Annotated in this window: 25 protein-coding genes and 1 other RNA gene; 8 read left to right on the plus strand and 18 right to left on the minus strand. The window is 42.3% G+C overall.

Annotated elements, in window-relative coordinates; genetic code table 11:
- Nucleotides 1–146: 146 nt before the first annotated feature.
- The 9 genes from B3O12_RS17390 to B3O12_RS17430 form a co-directional block, all read right to left on the minus strand.
- On the minus strand, nt 147–1,250 hold the full coding sequence (locus B3O12_RS17390) for a 6-bladed beta-propeller (protein ID WP_286757235.1): 1,104 nt from the start codon (nt 1,248–1,250) through the stop codon (nt 147–149).
- 3 nt (nt 1,251–1,253) lie between these two features.
- Nucleotides 1,254–2,261, minus strand: a complete 1,008-nt coding sequence (locus B3O12_RS17395) for a 6-bladed beta-propeller (RefSeq protein ID WP_286757236.1) — start codon at nt 2,259–2,261, stop codon at nt 1,254–1,256.
- A 294-nt stretch (nt 2,262–2,555) separates the two neighbouring features.
- Nucleotides 2,556–3,281, minus strand: a complete 726-nt coding sequence (gene dapB, locus B3O12_RS17400; RefSeq protein WP_286757237.1) for a 4-hydroxy-tetrahydrodipicolinate reductase — start codon at nt 3,279–3,281, stop codon at nt 2,556–2,558.
- Complete coding sequence (locus B3O12_RS17405; protein WP_286757238.1) at nt 3,278–3,856, minus strand: DUF5683 domain-containing protein; 579 nt, start codon at nt 3,854–3,856, stop codon at nt 3,278–3,280. The genes dapB and B3O12_RS17405 overlap by 4 nt, the downstream gene beginning before the upstream one ends.
- Nucleotides 3,856–4,764: a ParB/RepB/Spo0J family partition protein gene (locus B3O12_RS17410; protein WP_286757239.1), complete on the minus strand. Its 909-nt coding sequence runs from the start codon at nt 4,762–4,764 to the stop codon at nt 3,856–3,858. The genes B3O12_RS17405 and B3O12_RS17410 overlap by 1 nt, the downstream gene beginning before the upstream one ends.
- Before the next feature lie 9 nt (nt 4,765–4,773).
- Nucleotides 4,774–5,541 (minus strand): ParA family protein, encoded by a 768-nt coding sequence (locus B3O12_RS17415; protein WP_189630678.1) that lies wholly within the window; start codon nt 5,539–5,541, stop codon nt 4,774–4,776.
- Nucleotides 5,542–5,547: 6 nt separating this feature from the next.
- Nucleotides 5,548–6,228, minus strand: a complete 681-nt coding sequence (locus B3O12_RS17420) for a metal-dependent hydrolase (RefSeq protein WP_189630679.1) — start codon at nt 6,226–6,228, stop codon at nt 5,548–5,550.
- Nucleotides 6,229–6,760: 532 nt separating this feature from the next.
- Nucleotides 6,761–8,590: a membrane protein insertase YidC gene (gene yidC, locus B3O12_RS17425; RefSeq protein WP_286757241.1), complete on the minus strand. Its 1,830-nt coding sequence runs from the start codon at nt 8,588–8,590 to the stop codon at nt 6,761–6,763.
- 11 nt (nt 8,591–8,601) lie between these two features.
- Nucleotides 8,602–10,215 carry a CTP synthase gene (locus B3O12_RS17430; protein ID WP_189630681.1) on the minus strand — a complete coding sequence of 538 codons (1,614 nt, stop codon included), beginning with the start codon at nt 10,213–10,215 and terminating at the stop codon, nt 8,602–8,604.
- A 157-nt stretch (nt 10,216–10,372) separates the two neighbouring features.
- Between B3O12_RS17430 and B3O12_RS17435 the strand changes: the two genes are divergently transcribed.
- From B3O12_RS17435 to B3O12_RS17450, 4 genes are all read left to right on the plus strand, one after another.
- Nucleotides 10,373–11,797, plus strand: coding sequence for a CCA tRNA nucleotidyltransferase (locus B3O12_RS17435; RefSeq protein ID WP_286757242.1), 1,425 nt, complete (start codon nt 10,373–10,375; stop codon nt 11,795–11,797).
- Nucleotides 11,798–11,807: 10 nt separating this feature from the next.
- Complete coding sequence (locus tag B3O12_RS17440; protein ID WP_189630683.1) at nt 11,808–12,503, plus strand: tetratricopeptide repeat protein; 696 nt, start codon at nt 11,808–11,810, stop codon at nt 12,501–12,503.
- A gap of 180 nt (nt 12,504–12,683) precedes the next feature.
- Nucleotides 12,684–13,247 (plus strand): RNA polymerase sigma factor, encoded by a 564-nt coding sequence (locus tag B3O12_RS17445; protein WP_286757244.1) that lies wholly within the window; start codon nt 12,684–12,686, stop codon nt 13,245–13,247.
- Complete coding sequence (locus tag B3O12_RS17450; protein ID WP_286757245.1) at nt 13,237–13,785, plus strand: hypothetical protein; 549 nt, start codon at nt 13,237–13,239, stop codon at nt 13,783–13,785. The genes B3O12_RS17445 and B3O12_RS17450 overlap by 11 nt, the downstream gene beginning before the upstream one ends.
- A 1-nt stretch (nt 13,786) precedes the next feature.
- On the opposite strand, the gene B3O12_RS17455 is transcribed toward B3O12_RS17450, so the two are convergent.
- Genes B3O12_RS17455 through fsa form a run of 3 tightly spaced genes read right to left on the minus strand, consistent with a single transcriptional unit; the run spans nt 13,787 to nt 15,398 of the window.
- Nucleotides 13,787–14,485 (minus strand): cell division ATP-binding protein FtsE, encoded by a 699-nt coding sequence (locus tag B3O12_RS17455; RefSeq protein WP_189630686.1) that lies wholly within the window; start codon nt 14,483–14,485, stop codon nt 13,787–13,789.
- Nucleotides 14,486–14,689, minus strand: a complete 204-nt coding sequence (locus B3O12_RS17460) for a fructose-6-phosphate aldolase (protein WP_189630825.1) — start codon at nt 14,687–14,689, stop codon at nt 14,486–14,488.
- A 52-nt stretch (nt 14,690–14,741) separates the two neighbouring features.
- A complete protein-coding gene (fsa, locus tag B3O12_RS17465) occupies nt 14,742–15,398 on the minus strand; it encodes a fructose-6-phosphate aldolase (RefSeq protein WP_189630687.1) in 657 nt (218 codons plus the stop codon).
- 179 nt (nt 15,399–15,577) lie between these two features.
- On the opposite strand from fsa, the gene B3O12_RS17470 reads away from it, so the two are divergent.
- Nucleotides 15,578–16,507: a hypothetical protein gene (locus B3O12_RS17470; RefSeq protein ID WP_286757246.1), complete on the plus strand. Its 930-nt coding sequence runs from the start codon at nt 15,578–15,580 to the stop codon at nt 16,505–16,507.
- Nucleotides 16,508–16,546: 39 nt separating this feature from the next.
- On the opposite strand, the gene B3O12_RS17475 is transcribed toward B3O12_RS17470, so the two are convergent.
- Nucleotides 16,547–16,909 (minus strand): hypothetical protein, encoded by a 363-nt coding sequence (locus B3O12_RS17475; RefSeq protein WP_189630689.1) that lies wholly within the window; start codon nt 16,907–16,909, stop codon nt 16,547–16,549.
- A gap of 180 nt (nt 16,910–17,089) precedes the next feature.
- On the opposite strand from B3O12_RS17475, the gene B3O12_RS17480 reads away from it, so the two are divergent.
- On the plus strand, nt 17,090–17,428 hold the full coding sequence (locus B3O12_RS17480) for a single-stranded DNA-binding protein (protein ID WP_286757247.1): 339 nt from the start codon (nt 17,090–17,092) through the stop codon (nt 17,426–17,428).
- A gap of 57 nt (nt 17,429–17,485) precedes the next feature.
- On the opposite strand, the gene B3O12_RS17485 is transcribed toward B3O12_RS17480, so the two are convergent.
- The 5 genes from B3O12_RS17485 to ffs form a co-directional block, all read right to left on the minus strand.
- On the minus strand, nt 17,486–17,614 hold the full coding sequence (locus B3O12_RS17485; protein WP_262891754.1) for a hypothetical protein: 129 nt from the start codon (nt 17,612–17,614) through the stop codon (nt 17,486–17,488).
- Between the two features lie 130 nt (nt 17,615–17,744).
- Nucleotides 17,745–19,139, minus strand: coding sequence for a DUF7477 domain-containing protein (locus B3O12_RS17490; RefSeq protein ID WP_286757248.1), 1,395 nt, complete (start codon nt 19,137–19,139; stop codon nt 17,745–17,747).
- A gap of 78 nt (nt 19,140–19,217) precedes the next feature.
- Nucleotides 19,218–20,324: a mandelate racemase/muconate lactonizing enzyme family protein gene (locus B3O12_RS17495; RefSeq protein WP_286757249.1), complete on the minus strand. Its 1,107-nt coding sequence runs from the start codon at nt 20,322–20,324 to the stop codon at nt 19,218–19,220.
- Nucleotides 20,325–20,332: 8 nt separating this feature from the next.
- On the minus strand, nt 20,333–21,124 hold the full coding sequence (locus B3O12_RS17500) for an MIP/aquaporin family protein (protein ID WP_286757250.1): 792 nt from the start codon (nt 21,122–21,124) through the stop codon (nt 20,333–20,335).
- 52 nt (nt 21,125–21,176) lie between these two features.
- Nucleotides 21,177–21,264, minus strand: an RNA gene (gene ffs, locus B3O12_RS17505) — signal recognition particle sRNA small type.
- 379 nt (nt 21,265–21,643) lie between these two features.
- Between ffs and B3O12_RS17510 the strand changes: the two genes are divergently transcribed.
- Together B3O12_RS17510 and B3O12_RS17515 are read left to right on the plus strand one after the other, a co-directional pair.
- Complete coding sequence (locus tag B3O12_RS17510) at nt 21,644–23,437, plus strand: sensor histidine kinase (RefSeq protein WP_286757252.1); 1,794 nt, start codon at nt 21,644–21,646, stop codon at nt 23,435–23,437.
- Nucleotides 23,430–24,059, plus strand: a complete 630-nt coding sequence (locus B3O12_RS17515; protein WP_189630695.1) for a response regulator — start codon at nt 23,430–23,432, stop codon at nt 24,057–24,059. Before B3O12_RS17510 ends, B3O12_RS17515 begins: the two co-directional genes overlap by 8 nt.
- The last annotated feature ends 96 nt before the right edge of the window (nt 24,060–24,155 follow it).

Below are 24,155 nucleotides of genomic sequence, written 5' to 3' on the forward strand. Positions count from 1 at the left end.
CTTTTAACAGCCATTTGTGAGGACACAAATGGAGGCAAGGTTCAGAAATATACTTCTTGCAACTTAAGTAAGTAACCCTATAATTAGATATACCAAGAATGGTAGAATCTAGATTACGTGATGTAAAGTTGCTAGTGATCACAATTTCACAAAAATCCAGTTTTTAATTCCACAATAAAAAGAATGGGGTTTTCTTCTCCTTTAATGTCATCAAAGACAGCAGCGAGCTCCATTGATTCTTTCATAAAATAAAACTCTTCATTAGCTAAATTCCAAGGCATGAGCCGGGCAAACCCGGTATTCCAGACGTCATCTAGGAAAAAGCCTTTGGCTATGTTAACTTTCTTTCCTGTCAATTCGACTACTGATATACCCGAGTATGATTCTACGCTAAAGTCTATTAGGAGATGGTTCTCTGTTCTGAGAATACTCTTCACAAAAAGATGCTCTTCCATGGGGTTTGTAATGCCAAAATTCAGCTTTAATGAAGCGGTCTTTTCACCATGTTTCACCTTAAATAGTGTATCTCTTACAAAGGGCTCCTTCATAACTTCATTCATGTAAACATAAATTTCACCATTGACTTCAGAAATTATCCGGTCTCCCGTCCAATCGGAAATAGATGCGGTACCCTTATTGGCCTTTACAGACTTGATGAGTACTGTATCTGTTGCTATGAAATCCTGATTAAATTTGATAAGGTAGGCATCATTAAACCATTTAGTTTTATCGGTAGCTGATGCTCTGTGTTGTGTGAAAATACAATACAAAGACCCTGCAAGTAACTTTACTCCGTTTAAACCAATAACTTTTGTCTCTCGTATAAAGTTGCCATCAGTGTCGTAACATACTATTTTCTGACTTAGGTTAGAGGCTAAATAGATATACCCTTTTTCTTTATCTAAGGCAATATCTGAGACGTTAAGGTATTCGCCAGGCCCTTGTCCTATACTTCCTATTCGTTTAATGAACTTTCCCTCCCAGGTGAACTTAAAAAGTGCGTTAATGTCTCCTACAAAGAGTGACCCATCGCTGTGTACTACATTTATAACTCGGCTAATAAGATTGTTCTCAAGAGTCTCTAAGGCAATGGAGTCAACTTCCATTGCCACGGTTGAGAGTTTAATTTCTTTTGCCGCTTCAACAGGTATATCAATGAAAGCAAGGTTGTTATCTTTTTTTGAAGGAGAGCAAGATAAAAGTAGACTGATAAATACAAGAGAGCCTATTGTGCGGTATATAGAATTCATGTTTTATTTGAGTGTAGCGATTAATAACACCTTAGATCCAGGGGGGTAATCATTTTTGATGTTCTCAATGTCAGAAGCATTTTTAAGGAAGAAGATTTTATTCTCGATATCGCCATAGATTGCGGTTTCATGGAGTTTAACAAAGCCATTATTGGCCATATCATCAATAATTCCAATATCGTAACGGTCTAAGGTCTCAAACGACTCACCTGATTTTAGATTAATTAGTTTGATGATATTTTGCTTAGTTCTTTGCGAAGGAAGTATTAGCCAATCGCCAATAATCATAGAGTTAGCTCTCGTTTTTAAGCCTTTGTCCAATTTCAACCTGTACTTAACCTGAGTGTAGCCGTCTTTAATCAGAATGAATGTATGGTCAATATTATTCCACAATAATAAATCAGCCCCGTGTTTTGAGAAACGCATGTGTTGCCCAACCGTGACTGTTGAATTGTCTTGGAATTCAATTAGTAGTTTCTCTTCTTCACCAGCTTCATTGGTTTGTACAAGATTATAGTCAATAGGTTCTCCTAAAGCCGGGAAGTTAATTGAGACAGCGTAGTGTCTACCCCTGTGAACTATTTGGTCTCTGCCAATAGCTTTAACTTCTCCAAAAAGCTTGCCTTGATAATTATATTGAAAGATTTTTTGGCCGTTATTAACGCCTATAATTTGATTCTTGCTATCGAAGAATAGTGAGTTCCAACCTTCAGTCATTTCGCCAATTTCCCGAACAAATTTTCCGCTTCTTTTAAACTGCAGTAGTCTGGAGTTAGCCGGCATATTCTCACTAAGTGTAAGAGCGAAAATGTAATCTTCATTTAAGGCTATATTGGTGAAAAACCGATCCTCCATTTTGGGAGGAACTTCCAGAATGATAGGTTCGAGGCTTGTAGCTATTTGAGAGAGGTTTAAGGTCTTTAATTCATTGACTTCTACCTTAATGATTTCTTGAAAACTGTAGAGGAAATTAGAGAGAAGGAACCCGATGACTCCAATAGAGAATTTCATGTTTGGTTAGTTTCATTTAGTGTGAATATTTTATATGGTTCTGTTGCTTGTGTACGTAAGAAGTTTAACGTACTCACTTAAGCTGAAAGAGGTTAATTTCTATATTTGTGCCCTCACCAATAACCCTTGCCGTACAGATCGAGAAAGAAACATTCATTTTATCCTCGCCTATTCCAAATAGACTGTTCTGTAAAAGCAAATAAAAGATCGGGCTTTAAAGCAAGTAGTGCAAAACAATATGGTAATTAATAGAAGTGACTTGTGTCTGTTCGGTAGTTAAAGTGGTGTTTGTAACTAAGCCTGGAACTTGCTCTCCAAAAACTCATTCATGGTTTTTATACCTTTCTGATCTTTGAGCCATTCGGCCACGGCAATGGCTCCTCTGGCAAAGCCCTCTCGGGAATGAGCCGTATGTTTTATTTCAATGGTATCAACCGGAGAGGTGTAGGTAATTTCGTGTGTTCCCGGAGCGGGGTCTATACGCTCAGAAACTATGGCCAGTTCATCGGGTTGGTTAGTGGAATGATTCACCCATTTCTTCTTTTGGGTAAGGTGTTTCAGTATGCCTTCTGCCAGTGTAATGGAGGTGCCGCTCGGAGCATCTTTTTTAGAGGTATGATGAATTTCTTTGGTACTTACTTCATAAGCCTGCGAGGCCATTAACTGGGCTAGGTATTCATTGAGTCTGAAAAATACATTTACTCCAATGCTGTAGTTAGAGGCAAATAGGTAAGTGCCCTTGTGTTGCGAGCAATAGGCATCAATCTCCGGTTTTTGGTCAAGCCAGCCGGTAGTGCCCACGGCTACCGGAATTTGTCTTTGAAGACACCATTTAATGTTCTCAACGGCTGCTTCAGGCTGGCTAAACTCAATGGCTACATCAACGGTTTTGGGATCCAGTGTTTCGAGTAGTTCACGGTTGTCTACATGAATTCGTTCAACCACATGGTGGCCTTGGGCGGTGGCCAGTTCATCTATGAGTTGGCCCATTTTGCCATAACCTAAAAGTAAAATATTCATTTGCCTATGGGTAAAGTAAACTTCATTCCAATAAAAGGAGTTCCGTCATTGATCACTCCAAACTTGGGTTTCAAATTGAGCGAAAGGTTATCGTCTACATTGAATCCTTTTAGGTGAGCATCTACGGTGGCATCTATGATCTGAAGCCCGTATATGCCAACCATAGTGAGTACCACCAAATCACGGTTTCTGCGCCATGCATCAGCATTTCGGCTAAAAACTCGTATGCGATTGGCATTCTGATCTTGCGGGTCTTTAGCCCGCTCAATGGCTAGTTCTGTTTTAAAAAAATGATAGCGGTCATCATTAAAATAGATGAAGTATATGGCGGTGCCGAAACCTCCGTATAGTATGGGCACCTTCCACCAGCTGTCATTATAAATTTGCCCCCAGCCGGGAATCATGGCCGATCTTCTGGCTGCCACTTTTGGATTGTAGTACTTGCCTTCTGTTTTCTTGATTTTTACCGTATCGCCATACGTTACGCCATTCTTAATAGCTCCACTTTGTTGCTGAGCTTGAGCGCTCAGCGCCAGAATAAGAAAAGCGATAGCGTAAACAGATTTTAGGTGCATTATAGACTAATGATTTCCAAAATGCGGTTCAGGTCTTCGGTAGAAACAAATGGAATTTTTATTTCTCCTCTAAACTGACCGTCTGCTTTGAGACTTACCCGTGTGCCGAAGTGTGAAGACAGCTTGGTTTGAATTTGCTGCACCTCATAGTTTTTATGATGGTTACTGCCTTTCTTTTCCGGTTTGGGGTCGTCAACGCTTTTGGACATCAAATCACGTACCAGCTGCTCTACTTTTCTAACAGAAAGTCCTTCTTCTACGGTCTTGTTGTAAATATAGAGCTGCTTGGCCACGTCTTCAACATTAATGATAGCTCTGGCATGACCCATCGATATTTTCTGGTCTCTGATACCGGCTTGAATGTCGGGAGGCAGCCTGAGTAATCGCAAATAGTTGTTAACAGTTGTTCTGTTTTTGCCTACCCGGTCTCCCAGCTCTTCTTGTTTGAGGTTGCATTCATCGAGCAGTCGCTGGTAGCTCAGGGCTATTTCAATGGCGTTTAGATTTTCTCGCTGAATGTTCTCAATAAGGGCCATTTCCAACATTTGTTGGTCATCGGCCGTACGAATGTAGGCAGGAATATTTTCCAGTCCGGCTATTTTAGAAGCCTGAAACCTGCGTTCTCCTGAGATCAGCTGATATTCCTTATCGCTTAGCTTGCGAACAGTAATTGGCTGTATAATCCCCTGTACCTTTATACTTTCTGCCAGCTCTTCCAGAGCGGTTCTGTCAAAGTGGGTACGAGGCTGATATGGGTTTACCTGTATTTGGTCTAACGGAATTTCATTGAGACTACCACCTGCAGAAGAGGCAATGTCTGATGAAACGGTGTTGTTCGTAGAATCCTCCAAAAGTGCCCCCAGGCCTCTTCCTAATGCATTCTTACGTTTTGGAGATTTAGCTGCCATGCTCAAAAATTAAACTTTATTCTTTTCTGCAATTTCTTTAGCCAAACTTAAGTAGGCCAGTGAGCCTTTACTTTCGGCATCGTGCACAATGGCCGGAATACCGAAACTAGGCGATTCGCTCAACTTCACATTTCTTGGAATAATGGTTTCAAAAACCATGTTCTTGAAATGCGTTTGTACTTCTTCGACCACCTGATTGCTCAGGCGCAGGCGTACGTCATACATGGTGAGCAGAATGCCTTCAATTTCGAGGCTTGAATTTAAACGTTTCTGTATAATAGTAATTGTGTTGAGCAATTTACCGAGTCCTTCTAAGGCAAAATACTCGCACTGAACGGGGATTATTACGGAATTTGAAGCTGTAAGTGCGTTGACGGTAATGAGCCCCAGAGAAGGGGCACAGTCTATGAGTATAAAGTCGTACTCATCGCGTACTTCGCTTAGCACTTCGCGCATTTTTTCTTCGCGATTGCTAATGTTAACCATTTCTACTTCTGCTCCCACCAAATTGATGTGTGAAGGAACAAGGTGTAGAAAGGAAACTTCGCTTTCTATAATGCAATCACGGATGTCGGCTTTGCCCACCATGCATTCGTAAATGCTCTTTTCAATTTCTCTGGGGTTGTGCCCCAAGCCAGATGTTGTGTTGGCCTGTGGATCGGCATCAATCACCAGTGTTTTATATTCCAGCACGGCAAGACTTGCGGCCAGGTTCATGGCAGAAGTGGTTTTTCCGACCCCGCCTTTTTGGTTTGCTATGGCTATAATTTTGCCCATGTATATTTAGAGTGAAAGGGTTTCTCCAATTGTTGGTAGTGTTAGGGTTACACCATTGGCCTCGGCTATTTGCATAGCTTGTTCATGGTCAATGGCCACATAGGGGAAGGTGTCGAAATGAACACCAATAAGCTTATTGCATTTCACCATTTCGCAGGCTTTCATTGCATCTTTTACCCCCATGGTAAAATTGTCGCCAACCGGCATTATAGAAAAATCAAGGCTAAACTCTTCTCCAATGAGTTCCATGTCTTTGGTCAATGCGGTGTCTCCGGCATAGTAGAAGCAGCCTTCACTGTTGTGGATAACTACTCCGGCCGGGTGCCCTCCATAGCTGCCGTCTGGCATAGAGCTGGAATGTACAGCATTTACCAGTTTTAGGGTGCCAAAGTCAAACGTTTTGGCTCCGCCATGGTTCATGGGATGGTTACGTTCCAGCCCTTTATTGCCAAACCAGGTCACTACTTCGAAGGTAGAAATAATGGTAGCATTGCTTTGCTTGTAAATAGCTTCCACGTCCGCTACATGGTCTCCATGACCATGGCTTAGTATAATGTAATCGGGCTTTATGGAGTTAATATCTACTCCCTTGGCCAACTCATTAGGTGTTATAAATGGGTCGAACAGTAATTGCTTACCCATGGTCTCAATTAGAAAAGACGAATGTCCGTAGTAAGTGAATTTCATGTTTCGGCCTGAATTTTCTCCTGTTAAGTAGAGGGTACAAAGATATAAGAATAGGCGAAAGATTAATCCAGAGTTTATGCACACAATCAAGGGGTAGATCGTTGATAACTTTTTAAGGTGTTGATAGCCTTGGACTTATTATGTGTGAAAGGAGTTGACCTTTTATAAGGCCTTTAAAATGAGGGGTATGAAAGAAGCTTTTGAAATATGAGGCCAAGAAACCTTGGGGAGTACAAGGCAACGTTTTTCAGGTACTTTAAAGTAAGAGAGAAATTAAATGCTGCTGGTAGGGTGGGGTTTAGAGGGTTTCGAAATGGTCAATCGTAGTGTTTTGGCAAGGGCAATGGGTACAATAAACGAGCGTCTCAAAATCATTCCATCGTTATTCTTTAGCTATTTGTCTGTATAAGAACTTAGATTAGAGCGAATACTGCTAGTTTACGAGTAGAGCATTACGTTCTAAAATAAGCCATTTAAATGGCTAAGGGAGAATAGCGAGTTTTACGTTTTTGAGACGCTTCGTCTTATACTTTTATTTCTTCTTTCGGCCTTTCTGTTGTTGTTTCTTAGCTTCCTGGCTTGCCTTCATGGCATTCTCCAGTCTTTGCTGAAACTTAGATTTGCCTTTTGTCGCATTCTTCTTCTTATTTTCCTCCAGTTGCTCTCTGATTTTATCTTCATCGATAAACCTTCTAATCATGGTTTGCTGACCGAAAGTAACCAGGTTGGAAATAAAGTAGTAGAAGCTAAGACCTGCCGAATAGCTGTTTAACACAAACATGAATACTACCGGCATTATATAACCAATGTTTTTCATAGGCCCCTGCACAGTACTTACCTGATTGTTGGACCAGGTAATGGCCAGAGTAGAAAGGGTCATGAGCAAGGTGAACCCACTAACATGCGACCCATAGAAAGGTATGGTAAAACCAAGGTTAAAGAGCACATCGTAGGTAGAAAGGTCTGTGGCCCACAGAAATGATTCTTGCCTAAGTTCTATGGAATTCGGGAAGAAGAAGAACATAGCAAACAAGAAAGGCATTTGCAAAAGCAGTGGTACACAACCACTAATTGGGTTTACGCCCATTTCTCGATAAAGCTTCATCTGCTCCTGCTGCATCTTTTGCATGTCGCCACCGGTTTTTTCCTTTAGCGCATCCAACTCAGGTTTTAGCACTTTCATTTTCGCCATCGAGAGGTAAGACTTTCTGGAAAGCGGGAAAAGGGCCAGTTTAATAATGAGTACTATGATGATAATGATGACACCATAGTTGGAGATGTGTTGTTCCAGAAAGCTGAAAAGCTGAACAATGATATATTTATTTACCCAGCTAACCAGCTTATAGCCCATGTATACATTGTCATCATAAGCTTCTGTTACTCTTTTGAGTACTTTGTAACTGTTCGGGCCATAGTAATAGGTAAAGTCAGCTCCATTGTAAAGATTGTCTACGGGCATTTTGAGCTCCATACGCCCGAGCTCCACATAAGAAGTGTCATTTACAGGAGCGTTAAACAAGGTGCCACTGGTAAATCCATTTTGAGATATAATACCCGCATTAAAGAACTTCTGCGAAAAACTAGCCCACTTTATTCCCTCACCAATGGTTTCTTGCTGAGCTTCGTTAGACATCTCTTTCAGATTGTCTGAATCTTCTGTAAGGGTATAGTAGCGTACGGTGGTTTTGTTTCGTGCATCGTCCAAATTGGTTTCGAAACGCTTCATTTTGTCTTCCCAAACCCAGGTTATTTCGTTGGAAAGTACCTTGTTCTGAAGCCCGTTCAGTTTGAGGTTATAATGGAGGTCATAACGATCTCCAAACAGCGTATAGGTTTGTTGTACAGTAGAGCCATCGGCCAAGGTGGCTGTAAATACAATTCGGGTAGAATCGCCCGCCTGAACTAGTTCGGGTTGGCTGTCCGGAACAAAGTACAGGTCGGTCAGGTCAATAATGCCATGGGTTGTTCCTATTTGCAGATCGAGGCTAGAACTCTCACTATCGAAAAGAATGAGCGGCTCTTTTTTATGGTTGAGGTACTCTTTCAGTTCTACTGATTCAATGATTCCACCTTTGGTGCTAAAATTGTATCTGGCCTTTTCTGTTTCAACCTGAAACTTGTTGTTTTCTCCGTTCATGGCAGAGGCAAAAACACCATACTGAGAGCTAAGCACAGAGTCTTGCTCTGCGGCATCAGGTGCTTCAGTCTGGGGTTTTTCTACCGCAATATCTGCCGGAGTGCTTACCGTTGTAGAATCGGTTGTTACAAGCGGTTGCTCTTGCACCGGTGGCTTAAACACCAGAGAGTAACCAATCAATAAGACCGCAATTAAGACAAGGCCAACGGCCTGATTTCTGTCCATATGTATACTAATTAATTTTTCTTCGATTTAACTATCGCATCAATAAAACTCACAAAAAGTGGATGCGGATTCATGACAGTACTTTTTAATTCTGGGTGGAATTGAGTACCCACAAAATAGGGGTGGCCGGCAATTTCCATAATTTCAACAAGCCCAGAGTCAGGGTTTATACCCGTTGCTTTCATTCCGCCATCTTCAAAAGCTTGCAGGTATGTGTTGTTAAACTCATATCTGTGTCTGTGCCTTTCTTCAATGGTTGTACTTTGATAGGCCGCATAAGACTTGCTTCCTTTTTTGAGTTTACAAGGATAAGCCCCTAAACGCATGGTGCCACCATAATCCTGAATATTTTTTTGATCTTCCATAAGATCTATTACCGGATGAGGTGTCTCTTTGTCCATTTCGGAAGAAGCGGCTCCCTCAAGCCCCAATACATTGCGGGCAAACTCTACCACCGCGCACTGCATGCCCAGGCAAATGCCAAAGAACGGTATATCATTTTCTCTTACATAGCGAATGGCTTCAATTTTTCCTTCAATACCACGTTCTCCAAAACCCGGAGCTACCAATACCCCATCCATGTCGCGTAAAGTTCTATGTACGGATTTGGAAGAAATACCCTCCGAAGAAATCCAGTGAATGTTCACTTTACACTCTAAGTGGGCGCCAGCATGAATGAACGCTTCTGCTATAGACTTATAGGCATCGGGGAGCTCTACATATTTTCCTACCAAACCAATGTTTACCTCATTGGTAGGGTTTTTAAGCTTACTAAGGAATCTGCGCCATTCCTCAACTTCCGGTTGCTCTTTGTGAGGAAGTCTAAACTTGGTAAGCACTCGCTCATCCAGTTTTTCTTTTCTCATGAGCAAAGGCACATCATAAATAGTGTCCGCATCGAGTGCTTCGATAACCGAGTTGAGCTGAACGTTGCAGAAAAGAGCCAGTTTTTTGCGAATGTCGTTTGGAAGGGGTTTTTCTGATCGGCAAACCAGTATATCCGGTTGAATTCCTGCCTCAAGCAATTGTTTTACAGAGTGCTGAGTGGGTTTAGTTTTAAGTTCTTTTGCCGCGCTCAAATAAGGAATAAGCGTTAGGTGGATGACCAGGCAGTTCGACTCGCCAACGTCCCACCGAGCCTGGCGTACAGCTTCAATAAACGGGAGCGATTCAATATCGCCCACGCAACCTCCAATTTCCGTAATCACGATATCGTAGTTGCCCGTTTCGCCCAGTTTAAAAAAGTTGCGTTTAATTTCATCGGTAATGTGCGGTATTACCTGCACAGTTTTACCCAGATAGTCGCCCCTTCGTTCCTTGGTTATAACATCGTAGTAGATGCGTCCGGTTGTAACATTGTTGTCTTGTGAGGTTCTAATATTTAAGAAACGCTCGTAGTGCCCCAAGTCAAGATCCGTTTCGGCCCCATCGTCTGTCACAAAGCACTCTCCATGTTCATAGGGGTTAAGTGTGCCCGGATCTACATTAATATATGGGTCGAATTTTTGGATGGTGACGCGGTAACCTCTGGCTTGCAATAGGTTGCCAAGAGATGCCGCAATAATACCTTTTCCAAGGGAAGATGTTACCCCACCGGTAACGAATATGTATTTAGCTGATGCCATAAGTTTGGATAAACAGAAATTAACTTATGGGACACAAAGGTAAGACTTTTCATTTGAAACCGCCCCGACAAATTTATTCTTTGTGTGAACTGCCCGGACCATTTTTTGAATAGCCCTGAATAAAGCCCTAACTTTGCAGCCTTTTAGCTTAAACCTCATGAATCTTTCTTCGAAACTACAAGAGCCAATCTTTAAAACCGTTGGCAAGGTGGCAGATAAACTAGGGTTGGAAACCTATGTAGTAGGAGGTTATGTAAGAGACCTTCTGTTAAAAAGAGAAAGTAAAGACATAGACTTTGTGTGTGTGGGCAGTGGTGTGCAACTGGCAGAAGAGGTGCATAGAGCTCTTGGAGGGAAGCTTCCTTTTAATGTTTTCAAGAACTTTGGTACGGCCAGCATTAAACAGTCTGACTGGGAATTGGAGTTTGTGGGTGCCAGAAAAGAATCTTACCAGAGAAACTCACGTAAACCAGTAGTTGAAAACGGCACCTTGCAAGACGATCAGAACCGCAGAGATTTCACCATCAATGCCATGGCCATTTGTCTTAATGAATCCAGATATGGCGAGCTGGTCGATCCGTTTGACGGGCAAAACGACTTAAAGGAAAAGCTTATTAAAACCCCGTTGGCTCCTGAAACAACCTTTTCAGACGATCCGCTAAGAATGATGCGTGCCATAAGGTTTGCCTCTCAGCTGAAATTCGATATTGATGCCGATACTTTCGAAGGTATTTTACAGATGAACGTACGGATTGGTATTGTGTCTAAAGAAAGAATTATTGTTGAGCTCAATAAGATTATTCTTTCCGAAGAGCCTTCTTATGGGTTTAAGCTACTGTTTCATAGTGGTTTGCTAAAAGAGATATTTCCGGAAATGGTTGCACTACAAGGTGTGCAAACCATTGAAGATAAATCGCATAAAGACAACTTTTATCATACCCTGCAGGTGCTAGACAACATAAGTCAAAACACCGATAACCTGTGGTTGCGTTGGGCGGCCATATTACACGACATTGCCAAACCGGCTACGAAGCGGTTCAACAAAAAGGTGGGGTGGACCTTCCATGGCCACGAAGATAAAGGGGCCAGAATGGTGCCGGGCATTTTTAGGAGAATGAAGCTACCCATGGGGGAGCCCATGCGCTACGTGCAGAAACTAGTGAGGCTACATCTTAGGCCTATTCCACTGGTGAAAGAGGAAATTACCGATTCGGCCGTAAGGCGATTGCTCTATGAGGCCGGAGACGATATTGAAGACCTCATGACTCTCTGCAGGGCCGATATTACTTCTAAAAATAACCTGAAGGTGAAGCGTTTTTTGAGCAATTTCGATAAGGTTGAACAAAAAATGCGCGAGGTGGAGGAGAAGGATAAAATTCGTAACTTTCAACCCGTTATCACCGGAGAAATCATTATGCGTACTTTTGGCCTTCAACCGGGCCGCGTAGTTGGTGAACTCAAAGAGGCGTTGAAAGAAGCAGTGTTGGAAGGTGAAATCCAGAATGAATTTGACGAAGCCTACAGGTTCCTACTTAAACTAGGTGAGGAAAAAGGCTTAGTTGTTGTAAACGATAAGAATTAATAACCATAAAATGATGAAGTTCAGACTTTTGCTGATGGCCCTAGTACTCACGTTGAGCAGCCAAATCAGTTTTGCACAAGACAGCACCTACATTTCTAATGAATACGCTAAGGCTGTTGCGCTATATAATAGAGCGCAGCGCTACAACGATGGGGTACTTACCCGTCAGGCTCTAATGGAAATGGCTATTCTTAGCCCCAGAGATACGTCCGTGCTTCGGTCGTTGGCAGAGCTATATTTCAATAATGGGCAGTATGTTTCAAGTGCAATGGTTTCTATGGACATGGTGAAACTGCACCCAAATAATATGGTGGCCCTTGAAATTGCAGCATTGAGCTACGAAAGTCTCCGCCTGTACGACAAAGCCATTGAACAATACGAGGCCATGTGGCTGAATACAGAAAATACAACTATTCTGTATCAGATAACTTATTTACAGTACATGATTGATAGGTATGAAGAGGCCAAGGCAAACCTCAATATTTTGCAGAGCAAAATTAAAGATGGTGATAAAATTAGTCTCTCTAAACAAGATGGCTCCGTACAGGAAGTTGCCTTTGCTGCAGCTCTTCAAAATTTGAGAGGATTAATTGCCAAAGATCAAGGCAATGTAGAAGCTGCCAGAACCCACTTTACCAAAGCATTGGAGATTACACCTGAGTTTGAGGCCGCCAAAAATAGTCTGGCCGAACTGAACAAAGGATAAAAACCAACAGCACTTTATTAAAACCAGGCTTTTCAAACAACCGGCATTCATGGCAATGAGGTGGTTAGAGAAGCCTTCTTTTTTGTCGGGCACCTAATTTTTTGAGTCGGCTCCGAATATCCTTATCTTTCTTATGCAACCCTGGGCAGACTTTGGTGTCTTTAGCCCGACCTTAAAGAATTGAGTACCGGTTATCACAATATTCATCAGGGAATTATCGATCGCTGTTTGCAGGGCGACCGATCGGCTCATTATGAACTATACAAGCTGTACTCCAGAGCAATGTACAATACCAGTTTGCGCATAACTGGTAATGAAATGGATGCAGAAGATGTGTTGCAAGAGTCCTTCGTAAGTGCTTTTAAGAACCTGGCAAACTATAGAGGGACTGCCTCTTTTGGTAGTTGGCTTAAAAGAATAGTAATTAATAATGCGATTAACCTGGTAAAGAAGAGGAGGTTCGATTTAGAGTCTGTGGAGGGTAAGGAAGATGCCGAAGCATTGTTAGAAACCAAAGAAGATGAAGCCGATGTGACCTATGATTTTCAACTCGTAAAAGAAGGGATCAACCGGTTGCCGGAGGGGTATCGATTAGTGCTCACTTTATACCTTATTGAGGGCTACGACCACAAAGAAATTGCCCAAATTTTGGGAATTACAGAGTCAACCTCCAAATCGCAATTCAACAGGTCGAAGAAAAAATTAAAAGAGATAGTTAAGGAGGAATTGAAGTATGCAGGATAATGACAAATTGGAAGCGTTGATTCGCAATAACCGCGAGTCGTTCGATTCTCACGAACCAAGGCCTGAAAACTGGCAGAAGATTGAAGCCGAACTTGGCTTTGACCAAAGAAGAGATAATAAAACTCAGAGCCTTTGGCTGTGGAAAGCCGCTGTTATTCTCCTGTTGGGAGTGGTAGCCTTTCTTTTGACCGACAAATACAATCAATCCGAACCTCTGGAAGAGCAACTGGCCAGTGTGCAGCATTTTGAGGAGTTAGAAACCTTCTACACTTCATTGATTAACAACAAGAGAGAGCGACTTTCTGAAGTGAAAGGAGAGTCTAGCTTCGATTTACAGGTTGAGATGAAGGAGCTGGATGAGATTTATTCTGACCTGAGAGAACTGTTTCTGGAGAGTCAGCCCTCTGAACAGGTGTTGGAGCGGCTGGTTCATTTATTAAGGCAAAAGCTCCATGTAATAGATAGTCAGTTAGAAATTATTGAACAGGAGCAACTGCCTGAAGAAATGAAGAAAGAGATGGAGGTAAACTCCCTTTGAGCTAGGCTTTTTCTACCGGATTGGCAGAGTCAATTACAAAGCCTTTTTCACACTTCAGCGTGCGTTTCGGGTAGTTTTCTATCAGCTTAAAGTCGTGGGTTGCCATTAAAATGGCGGTTCCGCTTTTGTTAATTTCCAAAAACGTCTTAAAAATCCCTTCAGATACTTCCGGGTCAAGGTTGCCCGTAGGCTCATCGGCAATAAGCAGCGATGGTTCGTTTACAAGTGCGCGTGCAATAACCACTCGTTGTTGCTCGCCTCCGGAGAGCTGGTGAGGCATTTTGCTCGATACAGAGCCAAGGCCTACACGCATTAATACTTCGGCCAGGCGGCTTTTCATTTTTGCCTTGTCTGTCCAGCCGGTGGCACGCATCACAAAATATATGTTTTCGGCCACGTTACGGTCGGGCAGGAGTTGAAAGTCTTGAAAGATGATACCCAGCTTTCTTCTTAGTAATGGAATTTGGTTTCGTTTGATGTTCTCAATGTCGAATCCGGCAATCCGAATGCTGCCCATGTGTAAGGGGAGGTCGCAATACAAAGTTTTGAGGAGAGAGCTTTTTCCGCTTCCTGTGCGGCCAACCAGATATACGAATTCACCTTTGTCTATTTTAAGGTTTATGTTGTTTAAAACAGTAGTGTCTTCCTGAAAAATGCTCGCATCTACTATGCGCACTATTGGCTCTCCCGAAAATGTCATTTAGATTTCTAGTTTTTGAAGTTTGCCAAAAGGCAATTCAGTAATCAATTTTCTTAACGCCACCTCTTTGCCTTCTAGTCCATACTTGTCCAGATTTTTCAGCGGACGATCGGCTCTAAAGTAGGCTATCAATACAAAGTTTTCGTCTCTCAACTGAATGTAGTCAGGAATTTTGGCCTTGCCTTTTACTTTGATGATGTACATTTCTGATGTTAGCTCCGGAGTATTTGAATAACCCGGAGCTTTAACTATTGTTTTACCCATTGGCCTTGGCATGATCTGCTAAAAACTGAGCCAGTCCCTTATCAGTAAGCGGATGGTTCAACAAGCTGGTAATAACCTTCAGTGGGCAGGTGGCTACATCGGCACCAATCTCGGCACATTGAATAAGGTGCATGGTGTGTCTGATAGAGGCGGCCAAAACTTCGGTCATGTAACCGTAATTGTCATAAATGCCTACAATTTGTTCAATCAACTGAAGTCCGTCATAGCTGATATCGTCAAGCCTTCCAATAAATGGAGATACGTATGATGCTCCTGCTTTGGCTGCCAGCAAAGCCTGACCGGCCGAAAACACCAGGGTGCAATTGGTTCGTATACCCTCTGCTGTAAAATATTTAATGGCCTTAACTCCATCCTTAATCATCGGAATTTTAACCACAATCTTGTCGTCAATCTTGGCAAGTTCTTTACCTTCTTTAATCATTCCATCAAAGTCAGTAGCAATTACCTCGGCACTTACGTTATCATCTACAATGTCGCAAATGGCTTTATAGTGGGCCTTTACATTGGCTTCTCCGGCAATGCCTTCCTTGGCCATAAGTGAAGGATTGGTGGTTACGCCATCCAAAACACCAAGGTCATAGGCTTCTTGAATTTCATTCAGATTAGCGGTGTCAATAAAGAACTTCATGTTTGTTTTTTTAGCTTGAAAGATGTACAAAGCTAGTGTTTTTTTTATACCGACAGACAGTGTAAAAGCATGCATTTTAGGCATTCATAAATTGTTTTTTCCGAAGATATAGTTTTGGCTTTCTTTATGATGAATTATTTATTTTCTGTTAATTTTGCGAATAACACACGTTAGTTTTTATGATTGTATGGCTAAAAAGGTCAATAAAAGGGTTCCTGGAACCTCATCCAAATTCGGTAGCCATAGGTTACTTAGACAAAGGACATTATGCCATAAAAGAAATTAAGAACAACTTTCCTTCGCCAGAGACGGACTATTTGAAAGTTCAGACCCTCGATTTTGGAGAGGTATGGGTTTGTTCGCGCTGGCAAGATGAGCACTATGCCATTGTTAACCCGGACAGGGAGGAGCAACCGTTGGTTAGTTCAGAGAACTTGGGAATAACAGAGCGAATTACCCGTACACTTACATCCATCACTCAACATCGATCTGCTACGGAGTGGGAAGGGGCTGTAGAAGAATCGGTGCTGCTAGAAGAACTTGAAAAATTCACTGACGAGGGATATTCCGCTTATAGTTCAAAGAAAGAGAAAAAAGAAATAGGCAGGGCCTATGCCGGGCAGCCGCCTCATAGTGCTGGTTTTATAGAGGCTCTTTTGGTACAGGCCTGGCGCAAGAGCTTTCCCGACTTTTGCTGGAGCGAAAGGAACCATCGTCAAATGACTCAACCATCGGCAGAAGACTATTTTTCACCGGTCACGGCCTGTGTGGAGTCCGGAATGGCCGTAAGGCAATCTAACGAAGATCGTCCTTTGCCCTGGTCTGTGGTGCACGGATGGAAAAGCCAATGGAAGCACGGACATACTTTTATATCGGTAGCACATCATAAAGCAACCGATGCCGTGTTGATGCTCGAAGCCGGTAATGGTAATGGTTTAAGCGGTGTGGGTTTGAGAAAGTTAGGCGCGCTTGCAGAGTTAAACTACAGGGTGCCCGAACAATGGTGGCTTACCCCCGGTATCTGGAGTTGGAATAGGGTGAAGAAGGTGTATCCCTACAGATCCATGGCTTCTCTCAAGGTGAAAAACTTACAGTGGGTTAAGCTATAGGAGGTTATGGTTTATGCAGAGCCTGGGTCAGGGCATTCTTTAGTTTATGTACTCCTTTTTCTTTACAAGGGCCAATTGGTCGCCCTCCAGAGGTAAGTAACCATACTCGTAGCAGAAATAGTAGGTGGCTCCTGCGCGGGTAGTGTAAGTGCTTGTATGATAGTCAAAATCAAACCCCTTTTCTATCAGTCTTGAGCGGGCTATTTTTGAGGTTCCCTCAGGATTTAGTTCTTCCAGAATTCTTCTGTTTCTTCTTAGCAAGTAGTGAACGTTTCGCATGTAATTGTTGGCATCCGAGTTCAGCTTATTGTTATAAGCGTTTCTACAGGCATCATCGCAAAACTTTTTGTCCGCCCTACCACGGAGCACTTCACCGCATTCCAGGCATTTTCTTTCGTTCATGGTGTGTTTGTTGAATAGTCTAAAATAGCGAAAAACAGCAATTATCCGTTTGCAAACGACTACAAACACTTACAGCCATTTAATTACCGAATGTTCGGAGTGAACAGCTCTTACTTTGTCAGTGTCAAATCGGAAAACCCGATACGACACCAACAGATGTTAAAACTAAATTTTATAATCATGCAAAATTTAAGAAACCGCGTACAGTTAATTGGAAGATTGGGACAGGATCCTGAAGTAAGAGTGTTGGCCAGTGGCAAAAAGCTGGCTACTTTTTCAGTGGCAACTACCGACTCCTACAGGAACGCTAGTGGCGATAAAGTAGAAGAAACGCAATGGCACAATGTGGTGGCCTGGGGTAAGGTGGCAGAGATAGCAGGGGAGTATCTTTCGAAAGGACAGGAGGTGGCGCTCGAGGGCAAGCTTACTCACAGAAGTTATGAGACGAGTTCTGGCGAAAAGCGGTATGTTACGGAGGTTAATTTAAACGAACTCCTTATGATTGGTGCTAAGAAATAGCATTCGGTTATTATAGATAAAGCTAATCTGATGTTGGTGAAGTTGCTCTGTATCAGATTAGCTAATTACGATGTCCATAATGGTTTGATAGCTAATGAACACACCAATTATTGTAACCATAATCATGAAGGCTTTGTTGGCTGCACTTGTCTTTTTCTGAGTATTTGTTTGCATAGTCTTTTCCATGCCAAACAAGGTTGCAAATCAGAGGCCATTGCGTTTAGAGCGTGTGTGGGCTGTTTTTCGACAATATATAGGCTCATAAAGAGAATAATTCCCATAATGGGATGATATGATGAGGGATATCCGGTTGTCGTTATCGCCATCTCTCCATAACGGTTACCCAAAACCCATCACCGTAGGTAACACTTTGAAGTTTCAAACCCTCGTTGTCATTTTTCAAGAGTTTATCCATAGGGAACTCGGTCGTTTTATTCCAGCGCTGCATATAGTTGGAGGCATTTCGGTCAGCATATTCGGTCATTACCAATAACCACTTATCGTCTAAATACTTCAGCGTAGTAATGAACCAGTTCTTATCCCAATACTCCTTAATTTTTTCTTTGGGAAACTCATCATACCGACCATAGTACTGATTGGTGAACTTTTCGTAATTGTTGGTTTTGTTAAAAACTATGGCCCACAGCCCGTTCCCATAAGCCGCCTCAGTAATGTAGTAACCCTCTTTCCAGGATTCTTTTATTTTCTCTTCTGGAAACTGCCCGTTAGTGGACCAGCGTTGTTTGATGAATTTATTGTCGAAGGAAGTCATTACCAGACTCCATTCGTCATTGTAGTAGTCGAGACTGGTGATTATCGAATTATTTTTATTCCACAACTCTTTGATTTCGTCTTTAGGAAAATTGTCTCTTCGCCTATATGCCTGCCATGCACCAAAATCTTTTTGCATGAATACATACCAGTGATTGTAATCGTATACAGCAGCTTTGTAATTATAGCCGGCATTCCACGAATCTCCGAGCATCGGAAAATTGTCTGACTGGATTACATCATGAAAGTTGAGCGAAGTGGCATCAGATATTTCCACATCAAGTTTAGAAACTTCGATTTTAGTCGTTGTTTCCGGAGTGGTAGTGGTGGGAGTATTTGTTATTCCGGCTGCGTCATTCCATCCTTCTTTAATGGCATTGAGTCGTTTGAATTTGGCCGGATGACTTGAGTAAGAGTCGTCTTCAGGGTGGCCAATGGCGTTCATGGCTGCCTGGGCATCTGTAAGTTTTGCACCTAGTTTCTGCAAAACAAACCCACTGAAACGATCGGCTTCTAACTCCATTTTGCGAGATTCCTCATTGCCGGTTCTTCTTAGGGTGTGTCCCTGTAAGTGATGCCCAATCTCATGTGCCAGAATGCTAATTGATGTCCAGTCATTACTGGCGGCATTCGATATTTTTTGCATAAACTCCCTGTCATAAACAATGTAGCGAAATCCGTCATTGAGGGTAACTGCGGCACAATTGGCAATATTAGGGCAGGGTACCATAATGAAGTTCGGAGCCAGGCCAAGTACCCTGAGTATTTTTTTTGTTGCTTCGTTAGCATCCTCTCCGCTGGAGAACGACCGTTGCATTTGCATGCATAGCAAATCGGGTGTTCCGCCTTCACCGTATGTGCATACAAACTTGGTTTCCAGGTTCTGAGCAGGTAAAGACAACGAGATAAAGAGTAGAAGGAAGAGTAATACTTTTTTCATGGTTCAGAATGGTTTGCGGTTAGGAAGATTATTCTGAATCGGTTAGAGGCAGTCTCCTCTAAATATAGGAAAAAGTCTTTACTCTACCGTAAGCGATTCGCACTCCTTTAAAAAGTCGGCCGATACCTCCAGACCCAATCCCGGTTGGTCGGGTATTCGTATATCCCAGTTTTTCTGATACTCCATTCCGCCTACAATTGGGTCGAATTGATGAAAAAGAGGGCTGTCTAAGTCATAGAAACGGACCAGGTCGGAGAGATGAGCCAGGTGAGTATTGGCAGTAAAGAGCAGGCGACTTTCTACAAAACCACCAATCTGACAAAGAATGCCGTAGCGTTCAGCTACCTTAAGTATTTTTCGTGCCTTATACAATCCACTCGATTTGCCGAGCTTAATATTGAAGTAATCGCAATAACCACCTTTTACCAGCTTCCTGGCGTCTACATGGTCCATGAGAGACTCATCGGCCATTATTTTAACAGGACTGTTATTAATTACTTTCTTAAGTTGGTAATAACGCCTCTTATTTATTGGTTCTTCGCAGTACTGAATATTCAGACTGGCCATTTCATTCAGACACCTTATCGCCTCTTTTTGAGTCCAGCCTTGGTTAGCGTCCACCCTTAGGTCTATAGAATTGCCAACTGCCTGACGAATGGATTTAATACGTTTGATGTCTTTGGAAGCATCATCTCCCAACTTGATTTTTAGAGTTTTAAAACCCTCTTGTACTTTTTCAAGGGCATCGTTGGTCATGGTCTCTACAGAATCCAGGCTTATGGTAAAGTCTGTTCTGATAGTTTTTTCGATCCGTCCGCCCATTGCGAGATAGAGTGGCTCGTCACAACTTTTAGCCCATAAATCGTGGCAGGCAATGTCGATAGCCGATTTTATGCCCGTGTGTCCAAAAATTATTCGATCCATGAGTTTTGATACATGGCCCACTTCTCTCGGGTCCTCATTGAGGAGTTTTTCGGCCAACATTTTTCCGACTATAAAACAGGTTTCGGGTGTTTCGCCAACAATCGGAGGAAATGGACTACACTCTCCCCAACCACAAAGACCCTTTTGGTTGGTGACTCTAACGAATATGCTGGTGGTAGTATCTCTTTTGCCCAGCGAGGTGGCAAATGTTTTTTTTAAGGGGATGTGAGCCTTAAAGAATTCTATCTTTTTGATTTTCATGAGCTTTTTTACTTCCTCGATTCCTCAATAATGGCAACGATAATGGCCGTGATCATAAGCCCAATGGCAGCCCAGCCCAAGCTGCTGGTTACTCCTTTAAAGATGAGATAGTAAAGAGCTGCACCGGCACCACCTCCTATAAACGGTCCTAAAACGGGAATCCAGGCGTAGGACCAGTTAGAGGATCCCTTGCCTTTAATGGGTAGAATGAAATGAGCCAGCCGGGGGCCAAGGTCTCTGGCCGGGTTAATGGCATAGCCTGTACTTCCGCCTTGGGCCATTCCAATGAGAGCAATGAGTCCTCCCACCACCAAGGGGTTTAGGCCTTCGGTAAATTTATTGGCGCCAATCATCATAAGTCCGACAATTAGAATCATGGTGCCTAGCATTTCACTGATGAGGTTGGCGCTTTTTTGGTCTATGGCTCCGGCAGTACAAAAAACTCCCAGTTTGGTGGCTTGGTCTTCCGTTTTTCTCCAGTGTGGTAAATACTGTAGCCAGGCTAGCGTAGCTCCAAAAATTCCACCTAGTAATTGAGATATGATATAACCCGGCACAATTTGCCACTCAATTTCACCGGCCATGGCCAGTGAAGTTGTGACTGCCGGATTAATGTGGGCCCCACTAATATTGCCCACAGAATAAATGCCAAAAGTTACGGCTAGCCCCCATCCTAAGGTGGTGATTACCCAACCGGAGCCCTGGGCATATGATTTATTCAGAGAAGTGGCGGCATTCACACTATTCCCAAAATAGAGAAGTATAGTAGTGCCGATAAATTCAGCCAGATAAACAGACATGTGAAGTTGAAAAGTTTATCGTGATAATACGATAATGAAGGGAATAAAAAAAGGCATCAGGATGTCGCACCGCTACAACCGCCTACCCTTGCTCTGTTCCCAGCCTGGGGGAGTTCAGCAGGAGCTGGTCGCATCCCTCTGCCATTGGGGGGCAAAGGTATTAAGAATTTACGAAAGGGAAAACGGTGAAGTAAAAATTGATAGAAATACCTAAATTCAGGTATTTCTTTCGTGCCTAAAGAAAGCTTTGTTTGTGTTCTGACCATGCACGATACGTCAATACAGATACAATTACCTGATGATTGTTTATCTCCGGGTTTATTTTTTTCTAATTAAACAGCGTGCATATGAAACACCAACTCAACATTTCAGATGAAAGATTTTATAGAAGTCTTGGTAAAATTTATTTAAATAGAACTCCCGATCCGGAGGATCCACCGACTGATCCGCAGCCGGATGACAACTCGGAGGAATCTGGGTCTACACCTCCACCAGGAAGCGGCACCTAATTAATAGCGAATGATAAAATCGGTTTCGAGAGTTTTAAAGTGTTTAGTAGGTCTAGCCTTTTTGCCGGCTGTTCTATTAGGCCAAACAGAACAGGAACAAGAATGGACGAGGTTAATCAAAGAGGCGGACGACTACAGTATAGGGGCAAAATATGATTCAGCTCTTTTACTTTCTAATCAAGTTGCCCTGGCGGCAGAAATGGAGGAGAACTATGAATTTATGACCAGAGCATATTTTGTTATGGCCTCTGTTTATTATCGGATTAGAAAGCTGGATTTGGCTATTGATGAGTATGTAAAGGCGAAAGAGACAGCCCGCAAATGGGGAAACGAGAGTTTTGTTGTACGAGCCGATTTAGGTTTAGGTGTGGTTTACCATCAGTTTGGGTTTAATGCTTTAGATGAATCACATCCAACCTACGATACTGTTCAAGCGGTTCTGTATTTAGACTCTGCATTTAAAATGTTTACCATGGCTCAAGAGTATTACATGAGAAATGCCCCGGATAACTATCTAATGCTTGCTTATACAGCCACTAATTTGGCCGGAAATTATTATGCACGTAAAGAATTTATCAAATCATCTGTGTATAGAAATGAGGCCATTGAATTGTATGAAAGGGTAGGAGAAAAGTCAAATGCCATTAGTCATACTTACTTTTTAGGAAGTACTTATCTCCAGCATTTTAAACTGGACCAGAAGAATCATAGGCCTTATTTAGATAGTGCCAAACACTTCCTATTGTTTTCTCATGTTAAAAGCCTAGATATTCCCTTAACGGAAGTGGCTAGAAACGCGAGTAAAGATTTAGCATTTGTTCATCAATATCTTAATAACACAGATAGTGCACTCTATTATTGGAATCTGTCAGATTCGCTTTTAATAGAAATTTATTCCAGCAATTATGAAGATAGAGTATTGGAGTACAGGGCTCAGTATGAAACAGCTTCGGCAGAACTTGAAGCTGAGCAACAACGTTTTAGAGCACTTCAACAAGAAAGGAATAAAAGAATAGTACTTATAATATCCATTGCGGTGGTTATCATTTTTTCCATTTGGCTATATATCATTGACCAGAAGCGTAAGAATATAAAGGCAATTGCTGCTAAAAATGAGGAACTGAATAAGCAGCGAATCGATGAACTTTTGCAGCAGCAGGAGATAGCTTCACTTCAAGGGATCTTAGAAGGGCAAGAGCAGGAGAGAAAGCGCGTAGCCATAGACTTGCACGATCGATTGGGAGGCATATTGTCCATGGTGAAGCTTCATTTTAGTGCTGTGGAAGAAAAGCTGCCACAAGATAATCCGGAGAAGAAAAAGTTTCTGACCGCCAGTGAGTTATTAGACTTGGCAGCCGGTGAAGTGAGAAATATATCTCACAACCTACTTTCTGGCGTGTTGGCCAAGTTTGGGCTGGTGCCGGCTTTGAAAGATCTGGCCGATCGAATTAACGAATCTGGTGAAATTAAGCTTCATCTTATTCAGCACAATCTGGATAACGCTTTAAATGGTGAGCAGGAATTGCAGCTCTACCGCATTGTACAGGAACTAATCAGCAACATACTGAAACACTCTGAGGCCAAAGAGGCCACCATTCAGCTCATTCGTAATGAAGACAGCGTAAACCTTATAGTTGAGGACGATGGAAAAGGCTTTAATCCAAACGAAGGTATTAAGGGAGGAGGAATAGGGTTAAGCAACCTTAAGGCCAGAGTGAATAAGTTAAACGGCAATTTTCATATAGATTCAGGCAAAGGAGCGGGTACAAGTATTTCAATAGACATTCCAATTATAAATGATTAAGATTTTTGTAGTAGACGATCATCAGGTAGTCATTGATGGGATTTCATCTATTTTTTCAGAAGTTGATGAAATAGCCATCATTGGCAGTGCTCTCAATGGCAAAGAAGCCTTGCGTAAGCTGGAAACCTTGTGGCCCGATGTACTGCTATTGGATATCAACATGCCGGAAATGGATGGTATTGAACTGGTTAGAGCTTTAAAACAACAGGGGCGCGAGATTAAAACGTTAATTCTAACCATGCACAACAATCCCCAGTTTACCAAGCAACTTATTGAAGAAGGAGTACAAGGATGTGTGCTTAAAAATGCAGGCAAGAAAGATTTGATTTTTGCTATTAGCGAGATTCATGAAGGCAGGCGATATTACACGCAAGCTGTAACCGACTCGTTGGTGGAGAGTCTTGAAAAAACGCAGGCAGCTATAGACGAAGTGCAGCTTACCCGAAGAGAGGTGGAGATAGTGAAGCTTATAGCCCTTGAACATACTACCAATGAAATAGCCGAAAAACTATCCATTAGTGCCTACACGGTAGATACACACCGAAAAAATATTATCAATAAACTAGGTGTAAAAAACTTAGCCGGCTTGGTAAGATTTGCCTTCGAGAAAAACCTCCTTTAGTCTCCCGTTAATATTAGTTTTTTAACCTGAGTTCGATGTACGAAAAGAACGTCATGCCGGAAAAACAGGACTTAAGCTCTCAAAAAGGGCTGTTTT

This window comes from Roseivirga sp. UBA838, assembly GCF_002296035.1.
Taxonomy (GTDB): Bacteria; Bacteroidota; Bacteroidia; order Cytophagales; family Cyclobacteriaceae; genus Roseivirga; species Roseivirga thermotolerans.

What these genes read in the sequence shown, in the direction of transcription:
- B3O12_RS17390 (WP_286757235.1), bottom strand. Translation starts at nt 1,250, where the DNA reads ATGAATTCTATATACCGCACAATAGGCTCTCTTGTATTTATCAGTCTA.
- B3O12_RS17395 (WP_286757236.1), bottom strand. Translation starts at nt 2,261, where the DNA reads ATGAAATTCTCTATTGGAGTCATCGGGTTCCTTCTCTCTAATTTCCTC.
- dapB (WP_286757237.1), bottom strand. Translation starts at nt 3,281, where the DNA reads ATGAATATTTTACTTTTAGGTTATGGCAAAATGGGCCAACTCATAGAT.
- B3O12_RS17405 (WP_286757238.1), bottom strand. Translation starts at nt 3,856, where the DNA reads ATGCACCTAAAATCTGTTTACGCTATCGCTTTTCTTATTCTGGCGCTG.
- B3O12_RS17410 (WP_286757239.1), bottom strand. Translation starts at nt 4,764, where the DNA reads ATGGCAGCTAAATCTCCAAAACGTAAGAATGCATTAGGAAGAGGCCTG.
- B3O12_RS17415 (WP_189630678.1), bottom strand. Translation starts at nt 5,541, where the DNA reads ATGGGCAAAATTATAGCCATAGCAAACCAAAAAGGCGGGGTCGGAAAA.
- B3O12_RS17420 (WP_189630679.1), bottom strand. Translation starts at nt 6,228, where the DNA reads ATGAAATTCACTTACTACGGACATTCGTCTTTTCTAATTGAGACCATG.
- yidC (WP_286757241.1), bottom strand. Translation starts at nt 8,590, where the DNA reads ATGGACAGAAATCAGGCCGTTGGCCTTGTCTTAATTGCGGTCTTATTG.
- B3O12_RS17430 (WP_189630681.1), bottom strand. Translation starts at nt 10,215, where the DNA reads ATGGCATCAGCTAAATACATATTCGTTACCGGTGGGGTAACATCTTCC.
- B3O12_RS17435 (WP_286757242.1), top strand. Translation starts at nt 10,373, where the DNA reads ATGAATCTTTCTTCGAAACTACAAGAGCCAATCTTTAAAACCGTTGGC.
- B3O12_RS17440 (WP_189630683.1), top strand. Translation starts at nt 11,808, where the DNA reads ATGATGAAGTTCAGACTTTTGCTGATGGCCCTAGTACTCACGTTGAGC.
- B3O12_RS17450 (WP_286757245.1), top strand. Translation starts at nt 13,237, where the DNA reads ATGCAGGATAATGACAAATTGGAAGCGTTGATTCGCAATAACCGCGAG.
- B3O12_RS17455 (WP_189630686.1), bottom strand. Translation starts at nt 14,485, where the DNA reads ATGACATTTTCGGGAGAGCCAATAGTGCGCATAGTAGATGCGAGCATT.
- B3O12_RS17460 (WP_189630825.1), bottom strand. Translation starts at nt 14,689, where the DNA reads ATGTACATCATCAAAGTAAAAGGCAAGGCCAAAATTCCTGACTACATT.
- fsa (WP_189630687.1), bottom strand. Translation starts at nt 15,398, where the DNA reads ATGAAGTTCTTTATTGACACCGCTAATCTGAATGAAATTCAAGAAGCC.
- B3O12_RS17470 (WP_286757246.1), top strand. Translation starts at nt 15,578, where the DNA reads ATGATTGTATGGCTAAAAAGGTCAATAAAAGGGTTCCTGGAACCTCAT.
- B3O12_RS17475 (WP_189630689.1), bottom strand. Translation starts at nt 16,909, where the DNA reads ATGAACGAAAGAAAATGCCTGGAATGCGGTGAAGTGCTCCGTGGTAGG.
- B3O12_RS17480 (WP_286757247.1), top strand. Translation starts at nt 17,090, where the DNA reads ATGCAAAATTTAAGAAACCGCGTACAGTTAATTGGAAGATTGGGACAG.
- B3O12_RS17485 (WP_262891754.1), bottom strand. Translation starts at nt 17,614, where the DNA reads ATGGAAAAGACTATGCAAACAAATACTCAGAAAAAGACAAGTGCAGCC.
- B3O12_RS17490 (WP_286757248.1), bottom strand. Translation starts at nt 19,139, where the DNA reads ATGAAAAAAGTATTACTCTTCCTTCTACTCTTTATCTCGTTGTCTTTA.
- B3O12_RS17495 (WP_286757249.1), bottom strand. Translation starts at nt 20,324, where the DNA reads ATGAAAATCAAAAAGATAGAATTCTTTAAGGCTCACATCCCCTTAAAA.
- B3O12_RS17500 (WP_286757250.1), bottom strand. Translation starts at nt 21,124, where the DNA reads ATGTCTGTTTATCTGGCTGAATTTATCGGCACTACTATACTTCTCTAT.
- B3O12_RS17510 (WP_286757252.1), top strand. Translation starts at nt 21,644, where the DNA reads ATGATAAAATCGGTTTCGAGAGTTTTAAAGTGTTTAGTAGGTCTAGCC.
- B3O12_RS17515 (WP_189630695.1), top strand. Translation starts at nt 23,430, where the DNA reads ATGATTAAGATTTTTGTAGTAGACGATCATCAGGTAGTCATTGATGGG.